The 13,476-nt window shown below is 72.4% G+C and carries 12 protein-coding genes and 1 tRNA gene; 7 read left to right on the top strand and 6 right to left on the bottom strand.

From position 1 onward, the window contains the following. Positions 1-207: 207 nt before the first annotated feature. From E2C05_RS14615 to E2C05_RS14625, 3 genes are all read left to right on the top strand, one after another. A complete protein-coding gene (locus E2C05_RS14615; RefSeq protein ID WP_133220383.1) occupies positions 208-627 on the top strand; it encodes a PsiF family protein in 420 nt (139 codons plus the stop codon). A gap of 310 nt (positions 628-937) precedes the next feature. Beyond that, entirely contained in the window at positions 938-1,144 is a 207-nt protein-coding gene (locus E2C05_RS14620; RefSeq protein ID WP_133220384.1) for a cold-shock protein, read from the top strand. Between the two features lie 822 nt (positions 1,145-1,966). After that, complete coding sequence (locus E2C05_RS14625; RefSeq protein WP_133220385.1) at positions 1,967-2,179, top strand: hypothetical protein; 213 nt, start codon at positions 1,967-1,969, stop codon at positions 2,177-2,179. 216 nt (positions 2,180-2,395) lie between these two features. On the opposite strand, the gene rodA is transcribed toward E2C05_RS14625, so the two are convergent. The 5 genes from rodA to E2C05_RS14650 all read right to left on the bottom strand — a co-directional run bounded on the left by rodA (position 2,396) and on the right by E2C05_RS14650 (position 7,998). Further along, on the bottom strand, positions 2,396-3,547 hold the full coding sequence (gene rodA / locus E2C05_RS14630; protein ID WP_133220386.1) for a rod shape-determining protein RodA: 1,152 nt from the start codon (positions 3,545-3,547) through the stop codon (positions 2,396-2,398). Positions 3,548-3,554: 7 nt separating this feature from the next. After that, the gene (gene mrdA, locus E2C05_RS14635) at positions 3,555-5,444 is read right to left on the bottom strand and encodes a penicillin-binding protein 2 (RefSeq protein WP_133220387.1); all 1,890 of its coding nucleotides are present in this window, start codon (positions 5,442-5,444) and stop codon (positions 3,555-3,557) included. A 74-nt stretch (positions 5,445-5,518) separates the two neighbouring features. After that, entirely contained in the window at positions 5,519-6,052 is a 534-nt protein-coding gene (gene mreD / locus E2C05_RS14640; protein WP_133220388.1) for a rod shape-determining protein MreD, read from the bottom strand. Between the two features lie 7 nt (positions 6,053-6,059). Continuing rightward, on the bottom strand, positions 6,060-6,923 hold the full coding sequence (mreC, locus tag E2C05_RS14645; protein WP_133220389.1) for a rod shape-determining protein MreC: 864 nt from the start codon (positions 6,921-6,923) through the stop codon (positions 6,060-6,062). Positions 6,924-6,954: 31 nt separating this feature from the next. Then, positions 6,955-7,998 carry a rod shape-determining protein gene (locus E2C05_RS14650; protein ID WP_133220390.1) on the bottom strand — a complete coding sequence of 348 codons (1,044 nt, stop codon included), beginning with the start codon at positions 7,996-7,998 and terminating at the stop codon, positions 6,955-6,957. 265 nt (positions 7,999-8,263) lie between these two features. On the opposite strand from E2C05_RS14650, the gene E2C05_RS14655 reads away from it, so the two are divergent. After that, on the top strand, positions 8,264-8,506 hold the full coding sequence (locus tag E2C05_RS14655; protein ID WP_133220391.1) for a hypothetical protein: 243 nt from the start codon (positions 8,264-8,266) through the stop codon (positions 8,504-8,506). A 94-nt stretch (positions 8,507-8,600) separates the two neighbouring features. Here the strand turns inward: E2C05_RS14655 and E2C05_RS14660 are convergent. Then, positions 8,601-8,675: transfer RNA gene (locus E2C05_RS14660), tRNA-Gly, on the bottom strand. Between the two features lie 113 nt (positions 8,676-8,788). Here E2C05_RS14660 and hrcA point away from each other — a divergent pair. The 3 genes from hrcA (at position 8,789) to E2C05_RS14675 (ending at position 13,268) form a co-directional block, all read left to right on the top strand. Continuing rightward, the gene (gene hrcA / locus E2C05_RS14665; RefSeq protein WP_133220404.1) at positions 8,789-9,862 is read left to right on the top strand and encodes a heat-inducible transcriptional repressor HrcA; all 1,074 of its coding nucleotides are present in this window, start codon (positions 8,789-8,791) and stop codon (positions 9,860-9,862) included. A gap of 561 nt (positions 9,863-10,423) precedes the next feature. Further along, entirely contained in the window at positions 10,424-11,536 is a 1,113-nt protein-coding gene (locus tag E2C05_RS14670) for a hypothetical protein (protein WP_133220392.1), read from the top strand. A gap of 220 nt (positions 11,537-11,756) precedes the next feature. Then, a complete protein-coding gene (locus E2C05_RS14675) occupies positions 11,757-13,268 on the top strand; it encodes a class I SAM-dependent methyltransferase (RefSeq protein WP_205082828.1) in 1,512 nt (503 codons plus the stop codon). The last annotated feature ends 208 nt before the right edge of the window (positions 13,269-13,476 follow it).

Genomic DNA, 13,476 nt, shown 5'->3' on the forward strand with positions numbered 1-13,476 from the left:
CCGGCGGCGCGCGTCTCCGGCCGCGCCGGCGGCGATCGCTGCGCGCCCCTGTCGCGGCTCGCGGCGGCTCGCGGCGGCTCGCGGCGGCTCGCGGCGAGGGTGCCCGGGTCGGGGCCATCGCCCGCGCGGCGAGCTTGACGAGTCCGTGTTTGCCATCCGGCGGCCGACCGGCGTTCCCTTGGGTCGACCAGGAAGGGGGAGACGATCATGTCCGCATCAGGCATCGTCGGCGCAGGGCTGCGCGCCGCCGCCCTTGTTGCCGTCCTCGCCACCGGGGCGCTGGCCCAAGGACCGAACAGCCAGGGGACGACCGGCCAGGGCGGCAGCACGCCGAGCCCGGCCCAGCAGGCCCAGCAGGAGCGGATGCGGAGCTGCAACACGGAAGCGGGAACCCGCAACCTCGCGGGCGAGGCGCGGCGCAGCTTCATGAGCGAATGCCTCGCAGGGCGGATGCCGCCGCCGCCGGTGGCCACCGGCAATCCGCCCAACCCGGCGCAGCAGGCGCAGCAGGACCGCATGCGGACATGCAATGCCGAAGCCGGCAGCCGCAACCTGGCGGGCGAGGCGCGGCGCGGCTTCATGAGCGAATGCCTGTCCGGGCGGATGCCGGCCTCGCAACGGCCTTGAGGCTGGCCAGGCCCTTCCGGTCACGCCCCCGCTTGGGATCAGGGTGGCTTGCCGCCGCGACAGCCGGCGGACCGCGCGGCGTCGCGAGCGGGCGGGCCGGTCTTGCCAAGCGCGTGTCCGGCGAATTGGCCATTACCGCTTGCCCCGGGCCTGCCGACGGCCCATGTTCGCCCGGTCAGCCTCGTTAGGTTCGGCCTGCTCTCCTTGCTCGCGATCGAGCGCCGAGCCCGGTGTCCGTCTTCCTTCGATGTTCGATCCGTCCGGCGCTGTTGCAAGACGGTAACCCTCTGTGGAAACGGAGCACCCCCAAATGGCTATCGGCACTGTCAAGTGGTTCAACGCAACCAAGGGCTATGGCTTCATCCAGCCGGATGACGGCTCGAAGGACGTTTTCCTGCACATCTCCGACGTGCAGCGCGCCGGCATCCAGGAGCCGCGCGAGGGCGACAAGCTCGAATACGAGCTGCAGCGCGGTCAGCAGGGCAAGACCTCGGCCGGCAACCTGAAGCGCGCCTGACCGTCCGGGCCGACCTTCCTGACCGGGGCGACGGATCCATGTCGCCCGGGCAGGGTTGGCCCAAGGTGGACTCTCCGGTGCAGGCCCCTCGGGGTCTGCATCGGCTGGGAGGCCGGCGCGGATCGCGCCTGGCTTGGTCTGACGCCGACAGCGTGACGCCGACACCGTCTGGCCTGACACCGGCGGCATGGCGTCGTGGCGCGAGCACAGGCCGCGCCGGATCTTGCATCGGCCAAGGGCTGCACCGCGCGCGAGGCGCATCCGCTCCGCGCTCGGCTGCCGCCTGCATCGCCGGTCCCGCAGGGATCGCGCGCCTAGACCGGGCGTTGCCCCGGACGGCACCCGAGATGGGCCCGTTCCAGGGAACGACACCGCAGGGCGACCCCCGACCCGGGGGCGCCGCGAAAGGACAGAGTGAACACGACAGCAGCACGGACCCAGACCGGGTTCGATCCATCCGGCGGCGTGACCAGGACGGCCGCCCCCGCCGCGGCACCATCCCTGCCGGCTTCCCCGGGCCTGACCCGGGACGAGATCCGGCAGATCATCCTCGACCTGATCGGCTGAGCCGGGCCGGCCGGGCGCCCTTGGCGACCGGCCCCCGGCGAAGGGCAAAACCCGGGTGGACCCACCCGGGCCTCGCCCGCCCGGAGCGGAGCGCGAGAGGCCCTGAACGGCCCGAAGCAGGCGCCCGCTCCGAACGTGACGACCCGGCGCGATGCGGGCGTTCCAGGGAACGTTCACGCCGCGCATGGCGGCGGGGCTGCGGGCCCCCGGCCGCCCGGTCCTGCCAGGACCGGACGCGTCCCGCGAGGACATCCCATGCAGCCCCATGGCTACGCAGTCGGCCAGAGCGTCGAGCTTCTCCCCGGCCGCTACGACGGCAACATCCCGCGCGGCGCCTATACGGTGCTGCGGCAACTGCCGAATGACGGCACGGATCGCGAGTATCGCGTGCGCAACCAGCGCGACGGGCATGAGCGCGTGGTGCGGGAAAGCCAACTCCGCCCCGGCCCGGTGACGCCCTTCGGCTGACATTCCAGTCGGGGCGGCATCGACCAGCCAGGAGCCGATCGCGGGGCGTGCCTGAACGCCGCTCGGCCTGAATCGGCGTCACGGTTAATGCCCGATGGGGATCCCAAAGCGGCGCGGGCACCGCGCAGCGTGGATCCGCGCCATGGCCCATGGCCCCGGCCGGCTTGCCCGGACCGGCCGAACACCCAGGCCGCGTCGCGCCCGCCCCTGCGGCGGCTATTCCCGCGCCGGGCCGAATTCCGCGTCGCGGTGGACCTGCACCGACATCAGCAGGCCGAAGCCGAGCATGGTGGTGAGCATGGCCGACCCGCCATGCGAGATCAGCGGCAGCGGCACGCCGCCCACCGGGATGCTGCCGGTGACCATGGCGATGTTCACGAACACATAGAGGAAGATGTTGGTTCCCAGGCCGACCGCCAGCAGCCGGCCGAACTGGTGCCGGCAGCGGAAGGCCACCAGGAAGCAGAACAGCACCACCAGCGTCAGCAGGCCCAGCACCGACAGCGCGCCGACCAGGCCGAATTCCTCGGCGATCATGGTGAAGATGAAGTCGGTCTGTTTCTCCGGCAGGAAGTTCAGGTGGCCCTGGGTGCCCTGCAGGAAGCCCTTGCCCCACAGCCCGCCCGAGCCGAGCGCGATCTTCGACTGGATGATGTTGTAGCCGGCGCCGAGCGGGTCGCTCTCGGGGTCGAGGAAGGTGGTGATCCGCGCCTTCTGGTAGTCCCGCAGGTGGTCATAGGCGATCGGCGCCGCGATGCCGACCGCGCCCAGGATGATGGCGAATTTCCACAGGCGCACCCCGGCGACCAGGAAGACCGCGCCGCCGATCATCGCCGTGATCAGGCCGGTGCCGAGGTTGGGCTGCTTGAGGATGAGCGCGACGGGCACCAGCACCATGATGGCGGGCGGTATGAGGAAGAGCAGGTTGCCCACCCGCTCCCAACTCGCCCGGTGGAACCAGGCGGCCAGCGCCAGCACCAGCATGATCTTCATCAGCTCGGAGGGCTGCAGCTGCAGCGGGCCGATATCGATCCAGCGCTGCGCGCCCTTGCCGACATTGCCGTGCAGCAGCACCAGCACCAGCAGCCCGACGCCCACCGCATAGCCCAGCCAGGCGAAGCGGGCGATCAGCCGGATATCCACCATGGCGATGGACAGCATCAGCACCAGGCCGAAGCCGAAGCGCAGCGCATGCTTGGCCGCATAGGCATCCGGGCCGCCGCCGGCGCTGTAGAGGGCGACATAGCCGACCGCCGCGACGGCGCAGAGCAGCAGCACGAAGAGCCAGGGGATGCGCCAGAATTTCTGCAGCAGCCCGTCGCCGCGGTCGCGGGTCAGCAGCCGGCGCTCGAAGACCGTGCCGCTCATGTCCTGGTCATGTCCGGGGCCCCTCCGCCACCCGCTGGCCGGGCGTCGGCGGCGGCGCGGGCGGCGCCCGGAAGCGGTTGAACACCTCCACCAGCGTGTCGCGCGCCAGCGGCGCGGCGGCGCCAGATCCGCTCATCCCGTGCTCCACCACCACGCTGACGGCATAGATGGGGTTCTCATAGGGCGCGAAGGCGACGAAGAGCGCATGCGGCCGCCATTCGCGCGGCAGGCTCTCGGTCTTGAAGCCGCGCTCCCGCTGTTCCCGGCTGATGCGGCGCACCTGCACCGACCCGGTCTTCCCCGCCATGACGCCCAGCGGCCCGGGCAGCCTGCTGGCCAGCGCGGTGCCGCCGGGCTCGTTCACCACCGCCCACATGCCTTCCCGCATCAGCCGCAGGTCGCGCTCGGGGATGCCGAGGCTGGGCCAGTCCTCCGACCGGGTGCCGCGCACCGGGCGGCCATTGATGGCACGCGTCACATGCGGCTGCACCGCCCGGCCGGTCGCCAGCCGGGCGGTCATGGTCGCCAGCTGCAGCGGCGTGAGCTGGTAGAAGCCCTGGCCGATGCCATGGACGATGGTGTCGCCCAGGTTCCAGGCCTTGCCCTGGGCCTGCCGCCAGGCCCGCGTCGGCACCAGCCCGCGCTTCGTCCCCGGCAGCTCGATCTCCAGGTCGACGCCCAGGCCGAAGCGGTTGGCCATCGCGGCGATCCGGTCGATGCCGACCCGCTTCGCCACCTCGTAGAAGTAGACGTCGCAGGACAGCTTGATGCCGGTCCGCATGTCCACGCTGCCATGCCCGCGACGCTGCCAGCAATGGAAGCGGGTGTCGCCCAGGTCCAGGTGGCCGGGGCAGAAGATCCGGTCGCCGGGCGTGACCACCCGCGCTTCCAGCCCCGCCAGGGCCACCACCATCTTGAAGGTGGAGCCGGGGGCGTAGAGCCCGTTGGTCGCCTTGTTGATCAGCGGCGTGGCGCGGTTGCGCGTCCAGTCCCGCCACTGCGCCGCTGAGACGCCGGCATTGAAGATGGACGGATCGAAGGAGGGCTGGGAGGCCATGGCCAGCACCTCCCCGTTCCGCGCATCCATGACGACGATGCTGGTGCCTTCCTCGATCTTCCCGCGCAGCGCCTTCTGTAGCTCCGCATCCACCGAGAGCTGGACATCCTGCCCCGGCACGCCCTCGCGCCGGTCCAGCTCGCGGATCACCCGCCCGACGGCGTTCACCTCCAGCTGCACGGCGCCGGCGCGGCCGCGCAGCGCCAGGTCATGGTGCTTCTCCACCCCGGCGCGGCCGACGCGGATGCCGGGCAGTTCCAGCAGCGGGTCGCCATCCATGTCGCGCTCCGCCGGCGGGGCGACATAGCCGACCAGATGGGCCAGATGCTCGCCTTCCGGGTACAGGCGCGTGGTGCCGACATCGATCAGGATGCCCGGCAGGTCGGGCGCGTTCACCTCGATCCGCGCCATCTCCTCCCAGGTCAGGAATTCGCGGACGGCGACGGGGACGAAGCGGCGGCGGCGGCGGACATCGCGTTCGATCCGTGCCTTCTCGTGGTCCTGCAGCGGTACTATGCGGGAGAAGGTCTCGAGCGTCGCGCCGACATCCTGGGTCTGCTCGGCGACCAGCAGGGCGCGCCAGTTCAGCCGGTTGCCGGCAACGACGCGGCCGTTGCGGTCCAGCACCTGGCCGCGCGGCGGCGGGATCAGCCGGGCGGAGAGCCGGTTCTCCTCCGCCAGGGTGCGGTAGCGCTCCCCTTCCTCCGACTGCAGTCGCCACAGCCGGGTGCCGAGGAAGCCGAAGAGGCCAAGCTGCCCGAGGCCGAGCGCGATGGCGCGGCGGGTGAAGACGCCGCGGCGCTCCTCCTCCTCCCGCCGGACGCCCTTTCCCAGGCTCATGGCGCGCTCCACGCGCGACGGCTCATGGCGCGCTCCATGCGTAACGGCTCATGGCGCGCTCCATGCGCGACGGCTCATGGCGCGGCCTCGGCGCGGATCATCGCCTCATGCGCCCGGGTCAGCGGCCAGGCCAGCAGCGGGTAGAGGCCGGCCGTCAGCACCGCCTGCCACAGCCCCGGCGGCAGGGGCAGCGCCTGCCAGCCGAGCAGCGCCTGCAGGGCGGTGGCCAGCGCCGCGGCGCCGGCGGCGACGCCGCAGAAGGCCAGCCAGACCAGCAGGAAGGATTGCTTCGCCAGCAGGCGCCGCCAGCGCGCCGCCAGGCCATGCACCACCAGCAGCACCAGCACGCCGGACCCCAGCGGCGCGGCCGTCAGCAGGTCCTGCAGCAGGCCGAGCCCGAAGACCGCGGGCGGCGGCAGCGCCGCCGGGCGGAAGACCGACCAGAAGAAGACGCAGGGCAGCGCGATGGCAGGCACCAGCCCGAACAGGCCGAGCGGGACGACGGCCAGCATCATCAGCAGCGCGGTCACCCCGCTGGGCAGCGCCGCCCGCGCCAGCGAATCCAGCTGGCGGAGCAGGCCGGAGGCCGGCGCCGGCCGCCCCTTCATCGCCGGCTCAGCGCCGCGGCCGCGGCTCGGGCCGCGCCACCGCCTCGGGCGGCAGGATGCCGGAAAGCCCGTAGTCGAACAGCCGCAGCACATCCAGCCGGTCCAGCCGGGCGAAGAGCTCCACCTCCCATCCGCCCGAGGCGCCGGCCCGCACCAGGCCGACCGGCAGGCCGGCGGGGAAGGCATTCGCCTCGGCGCTGGTCACCACCCGGTCGCCCTCCTGCGGCAGGGTGCCGGCCGGCCAGTATTGCAAGCGCGGCCGGTCGCCATTGGTGCCGACCATCATCGCCCGGGCCCGGCTGCCTTCCAGCACCACGGGGATGCGGCTGTTCATGTCGGTCGCCAGCACCACGCGGGCGGAGCGGGTGCCGACCTCCGTCACCCGCCCGGCCAGCCCCCGCTCGTCCAGCGCGACCTGGCCCTTGCGCAGCGCATGGTTCGGGCCGGCCGAGAGCAGCACCGCCCGGGCATAGGTGCCGCCGCCATCGGCGACGACGCGGGCGGTGGTATAGGCGGCCGCGGCATCCGGGATGAAGGCAAGCTGGCGGCGCAGCAAGGCGTTCTCCGCCTCCAGCGCCAGCGCCGCCGCCTGCCAGCGCCGCAGCCGCTCATTCTCCTCCCGCAGGCGCGTGTTCTCGCTGCGCAGCACCGGCAGTTCCGCCGCGTCCCGCGCCGCCTGGCGCAGCGCGCCGACCGGTTCCTGCAGCACCGCCCAGATCGGCACCAGCGCATCCGCCAGCGCCATGCGCGCCCGCTCCGCCAGCAGGGCATCCGCCTTGCCGAGCAGCATCGTGCCGAAGGCCGCGGCGATCAGCACGGGGAGGGACAGGCGCGACAGGGCCTGCCGGAGCGGGACGCTGAGACGGATCACGGCTTTTCCGCGGGCCTCACCTCAAGGGGCTTCAATACATCGAGCTCAGGACCTGGCGAAGCCGCTTCATCTCCTCCAGCGCACGACCGGTGCCGAGGGCGACGCAGGACAGGGCTTCCTCGGCCACCACCACCGGCAGGCCGGTGGCGGCGCGCAGCACCTCGTCCAGCCGGTGCAGCAGGGCGCCGCCGCCGGTCAGCACGATGCCCTTGTCGACGATGTCGGCGGCGAGTTCCGGCGGGGTGTTCTCGAGCGCGACCTTCACCGCCTCGACGATCTGGCCCACCGGCTCGGCCAGGCTTTCGGAGATCTGCCGCTGGCTGACCACCACCTCGCGCGGGACGCCGTTCATCAGGTCGCGACCCTTCACCTCGGCCAGCGTCCCCTCCTCCCCGTCGTCGGGAACGGTGGCGGCGCCGATCTCCATCTTGATCCGCTCGGCGCTGCTCTCGCCGATTAGCAAATTGAAGTGCCGGCGGATGTAGCTGATGATCGCCTCGTCCATCTTGTCGCCGCCGACGCGGACGCTGCGGGCATAGACGATGCCGCCCAGCGAGATCACGGCGACCTCGGTCGTGCCGCCGCCGACATCCACCACCATGGACCCCGAAGGCTCGGTCACCGGCAGGCCGGCGCCGATGGCCGCCGCCATGGGCTCCTCGATCAGCAGGACGCGGCGGGCGCCGGCGCTTTCGGCGCTTTCCTGGATGGCGCGCCGCTCCACCGCCGTGCTGCCGCTGGGCACGCAGACGATGATCATGGGGGAGGCGAAGCTGCGCCGGTTGTGCACCTTGCGGATGAAATGCTTGATCATCTCCTCCGCCACCTCGAAATCGGCGATGACGCCGTCCCGCAGCGGCCGGATGGCGGCGATGTTGCCCGGAGTGCGGCCGAGCATGAGCTTCGCCTCCTCCCCCACCGCCAGCACCTGCTTGCGGCCGCGATGGTCGGCGATCGCCACCACGCTCGGCTCGTTCAGCACGATGCCCCGACCCTTCACATAGACCAACGTGTTCGCGGTCCCGAGGTCGATGGCCATGTCGGCCGAGAGGAAGCCGAACAGGCGAGAAAACATGCGAAGGAAACCTTCCACGGCAATGGCTTGGCCCACGACGTCGCGCGCGCCACTGGCCGGCATGGCGACCCGCAGCATCCCTGCCTTCGGCCCGCATTCACGATTGCGCGGGGTCGGGGCACGGGGGTCGCATACCCGTCCGCCGGGCCCGGCTCAAGCCTTCAGTCCGCGAAGCGATGGATCGGCCGCGCGCCGGAAGGCTTGTGCGCAACCGGACCATAACGTTTCGCGTTACTATGGTCCCTCGACCAGACGGAGACGAGACATGCGGAAGACTGGGCTTGCCCTGCTCACCCTGGCTGCGCTGGGCCTTGGCGCCTGCGGCTATTCGACCGGGGACCGGGCGGTTTCGGGCGGGCTGCTGGGTGCCGGCGCCGGGGCCGGCATCGGCGCGCTGACCGGCGGGAGCGTCGGCACAGGGGCGCTGATCGGCGGCGCGGCCGGCGCGGCGGGCGGCGCGCTGACGAGCGGGCGGGACGTGAACCTGGGACGGCCTGCCTGGCGCTGACGCAGCCCGCCCCGGCCGGGTCGCGCATCGTCGCGGCCCTGCGCCGGGGCAGCGCGGCGGACAGGGGCGCCGAATGACGGGAAGCCGGGAAAGCTGGAGCGGGCGATGGGAATCGAACCCACGACATTCAGCTTGGGAAGCTGACGTTCTACCTCTGAACTACGCCCGCGGCAGAGCGATCCTTCTATCCGCCGTCGCCAGCCGAGGCAAGGCGGTGGTTGACGCCCCCGGTCGGCCTTCCCTAGCCTCCATCCCGTGTCCAGACTGGATCCGACCCGCCTGATGCTGACCTCGCCGAAGGCACTGTCGGGGGCTGCCGGGGCATCGGTCGCCGGCCTCGACAGCCGCAGCGCCACCATCCTGCGCGAGCTGGTGGAGCTCTACGTCCTGACCGGGGAACCGGTGGGCTCGCGCACCCTGTCCCGCCGCCTGCCGCTCGGGCTTTCCCCAGCCTCCATCCGCAATGTGATGGCGGACCTGGAGGAGGCGGGGTTCCTCTACGCGCCGCATACCTCCGCCGGCCGGTTGCCGACCGATCGCGGCCTTCGCCTCTTCGTGGACGGGCTGCTGGAATTCGGCGACCTGGGCGAGACCGAGCGGGAGGCGATCTCGGCCCGCTGCGCCGCCTCCGGCCGCTCCCTCCAGGAAACCCTGGCCGAAGCCGGGCAGATGCTCTCCGGCCTCGCCGGTGCCGCCGGGCTGGTGGTCGCCCCGAAGATGGAGGGGCGGGTCCGCCACATGGAATTCGTCGCCCTCGGCCCCGGGCGTGCCCTGGTCGTGCTGGTGATGGATGGCGGCCAGGTGGAGAACCGGGTGATCGAGGTGCCGCCGGGCCTGCCGCCCGGCGCCCTGGGCCAGGCCAGCAACTACCTGAATGCCCGCCTCGCCGGCCGCAGCCTGGAGGAGGCGCGGACGCAGGTGAGCGACGAGATCGCCGCCAACCGCACCGCCCTCGATGCCCTGACGCACCAGGTGATCGAGGCCGGGCTGGCCACCTGGGCCGGCGGCGGCGCCGGCAGCCTGATCGTCCGCGGCCAGGCCCGCCTGCTGGAGAATCTCGACGAGCTGGCGCGGGTGCAGCAGATCCAGTCCCTGTTCGAGCGGCTGGAGGCGCAGGAGACGGTGCTGCGCCTGCTGGAACTGGCCCAGCGCGGCGAAGGCGTGCAGATCTTCATCGGCGCCGAAAGCGGGCTGTTCGATACCGCTGGCCTGTCCATGGTGGTGGCGCCCTTCCGCAACGGGCAGGAACGGATCGTCGGCGCCATCGGCGTGCTCGGGCCGACGCGCATCAACTACGGCCGCGTCATCCCAGTGGTCGACTATACCGCGCGCGTGATCGGGCGGTTGCTGGGATAGGGCGGCTGGCGGCGCGGCATGGACGCCGCGCGGATCGGGCCTGCCCGATGATCGGCGCGCCGCGGCGGTAAGCTTCGGCGGGCTGCGCCGTCCCGCCGGTGGCGAGGCGGGACGGATGCCCCCAGGCGAGGCCCACCCCCGAGCGGCCTTGCCGGCCTGGCCCGCAAGACCGGGACGCCCCCGCGACCCGCGCCGGTTCGAACGCCCGGCGGTGGTTGCCGGCCCGGGCCACGCGCCATCCGGACGGCCATCCGCATCGCACCGGCCTTCACCCCGCGGCGTGCTCCGCCGCCGACGGAGCCCGGCACTCTGGGCGGAAGCGCGCCCCGCCCGGTCCTTGCCGGTGCCCACAGGGTCCCTCGCGGCACCTGTCTCGCCGAACCGTGATTGACATCGGCGAGAGCGCCGAGTACCGCGACCAGGCGTAACGGGAGCCGCGACCTTGGCGCGAGCCGCACAGCAACGTGCATGGCCGATGGCCGAGGGCCCGGCGGCGGAGCCGTTTCCTCCCTCTCCCTGCGGGTCCCTCACATGAACGCGGTCCCGCCCCTGCGCGCTGCCATGCCCGCTGCGGCGCCTTCCTGGCCGGCCGGTCTGCATGACCTCCGGCCGCAATCCGGCCGCCGCTCCGACGTCTCGCTGCCAGCCCGCGTCGCATCCCGGCTGCTGCGGCACACGCGGGTGATGGCCGGCAAGGCATCCGGCCTCGCCAGGACCCTGCAGGCCGACCTGCGTGAACTTGGCCAGGCGGAGGCGCGGATCCTGCGGCAGGCGGCCGGCGCCATGCCGTCCAATGGCCGCGCCATCTGCCTGTACGCGCATTTCTCGCCCGCTGGCCGGGTCACCGACATGGTGCTGCGGCAGCTGGAGGAATATACGCTCCTCGGCTTCGACGTCGTCTTCGTCAGCGCCAGCCCCCGCCTGCAGGAGGAAGACTGGCAGGCGGTGCTGGACCGCTGCGCCGTCGCCATCCATCGGCGCAACTACGCCCTGGATTTCGGCAGCTGGTGCGACGCCGCCCGCACGCTGCGGCACGAGATCGCCGGGGCGGAGGAGCTGCTGCTGGCGAATGACAGCGTGCTCGGGCCGATCCGGCCGCTCGACCCGGTCTTCGCCACGCTGCGGTCGGGCGGCGACGGCCTGTTCGGCCTGACCGAGAGCATGCAGCACATCGTTCACTTGCAGTCCTACCTGCTGCTCGCGCGCGGGCGGGCCGCGGTCGGCGATCTGCTCGACTTCCTCCTCGGCATGCGGCTGTCCGCGCGCAAATCGGCCATCATCCGGCGCGGCGAATTGGCGGTCAGCGGCCATATGGCGCGGCGTGGCCACCGCGTCGCCGCGCTCTATGGCTATGCCGAGCTGGAAGCGGCGATCCTGGCCGATCCGGCGGAATCGCGCAGGCTGATGGGCCTGCGGCCGTTCGCCTGGGCCATCGGCCTGCCGCCGGCGGAGCGGGACGCGCGGCTGCAGCGGGCGCTGCTTGCCGTGCCAATGAACCCGACCCACGACTTCTGGGCACCCTTGATCCGCCGCATGGGCTTTCCGTTCATCAAGACGGAATTGGTGACGAAGAACCCCGCTGCCGTGCCGGATGCGCCGGACTGGGAAAGCCTGGTGGGGCCGGATGCGCCCTGCCCGGCGCCGCTCATCGCGCAGCACCTCGCGCTGCGCTAGAGCGGTCTTCGTTCGCCATGGCTCACGGCAACCGCTCTCGTCTTGTGAATCGACGAGCATCGTCTCCCGATCAGGTGAGTCCACCCGATCGGGATCTGCTCTGGCGCCGAGGATGGACGGAATGACGGCAACCGCGGCGCAGCCAGAATGGCCGGCGGGACCGGACCAGGTCGATGCTCCCTGCCTGGTCTGCCAGGCTGCCGGCCCGCACCCTCTGGCCGTGTCCATCGGCAACCTCGCCGCCGCCACCGGCACGCTGCGCTTCCTGCGCTGCGGCAGCTGCGGCAGCCTGACCGCCACCGGCAGCCGACTGTTCGAATACACGGATGGCGAGGCGATCGGTTCGGGCATCTGGCGCCACTATCTCCAGGTCGGCGCCGGGATCGAGGCGATGGTGGCGCCGCTGGACCGCGCCCGCGCCGGACGGGAGGGCCTCTCGCTGCTCGATGTCGGCTGCGGCTTCGGCTATACGCTGGACTACTGGCGGCATGTCGGCGGCGGCGCCGTGGTGGGGCTGGAGCCTTCGGAATACGGCCGGATGGGCCGCGACCTGCTCGGCGTCGATATCCGCCTGGCCTATCTGCACGAAGACGACTCGGTCCTTGCCCGGCGCTTCGACATCGTCTTCTCCTCCGAAGTGATCGAGCATGTGCCGGACCCGCAGGCCTTCCTGCGCGACCTGGCCGGCTGCCTGGCGCCCGGGGGAGTCCTGGCGCTGACGACGCCGAACGCGGAGTTCGTCCGGCCCGATTCGCCCCTGAACATGGTGGTCGGGGCGCTGTCGCCGGGCATGCACAAGCTGCTGTTCTCCGCCACGGCGCTGGAATCGGTGATCCGCGCCGCCGGCTTTCCGCATGTGCTGGTGGAGGTGCAGTCCGAGCGGCTGCTCGCCTACGCGTCCCAGTCGCCCCTGGCGCTGGAGGATGCGGCGGCCGGCCTGCGGGCGCGATACATCGGCTACCTGCTGCGGCGGGCGGCGGCACCGGCGGGCTCCGCCGACCTCATGCTCGGCTTCCGCTTCCGCGCCATGAAGGAACTGGTCAATGCCGGCCGGGTGGCCGAGGCCTTGCCGCAGGCCGACGCCTATGAGGCGCTGGTGCGGGAGGCCTATGACTTCGACCCGACCGATGCGGCGGCGGTCGCGGCCCGCCTGGACGCGACACGCGACCTCGCCGATCATGCCGGCACGATGCCCTTCAGCCTGGGCTGCTTCCTGTTCTACCGCGCCATGGCGGCGCGGCAGCAGGGCGCGTTGCCGGAAGCGATCCGCCTCTTTGCCCTGGCCGAGACGGTGATCCGCCACAGCCTCGGCCTCGAGCCGGTGCAGTTCCAGGAAGCCGCCACGCTGCTCTGGCGCGCGGCGTTCGAACGCGGCTTCGCGGCACTGGTCGCCGGGGAGCCCGGGCCCGCCCTCGCCGCCCTGGACGCGATCCCGCTGCGCCCCGAGGATGCGCCGGGCGGGCATCGCTTCGCCGCGCTGCCGCCGGACCTGCCGCCGCGCATCGCCCTGTTGCGGGCCAATGCGCTGCTGCAAAGCGGCCAGGCAACCTCGGCGGAGGAGACCTTGCGCGCCTGGCTCGCCCGGCCGGGCGCGCTCGCCCCGGCCCAGGCGGACGAAGCCCGGCACCTGCTGGCCATGGCCGCCTCCAACCGGCGCATCCCGGGGCTTCGCAGCCTCGCCGCCCGCATCCTCGCGCGCGGGCGGCGCATGGCGCGCCGCATCGGGGCATAGCCCCGGGCGACCCCGATCCGGCCCGACCGCGACGGCACATCGTATCCCCCGGCTTCCCGGGGCCAGGCACCGGCGGGGCCGCCACCGTCGCCGAAGCCACCCAGGCGCCGGCCGCCCGCCTGCCGGACGCGATCCGGTCCCTTGCCTGGTGGGGCGGCAGGACCGGCCATGTCGACCGCCGCCCAGTGGGCCGCGGGCCGCAGGCGAC

This window comes from Paracraurococcus ruber, assembly GCF_004353985.1.
GTDB lineage: Bacteria > Pseudomonadota > Alphaproteobacteria > Acetobacterales > Acetobacteraceae > Paracraurococcus > Paracraurococcus ruber.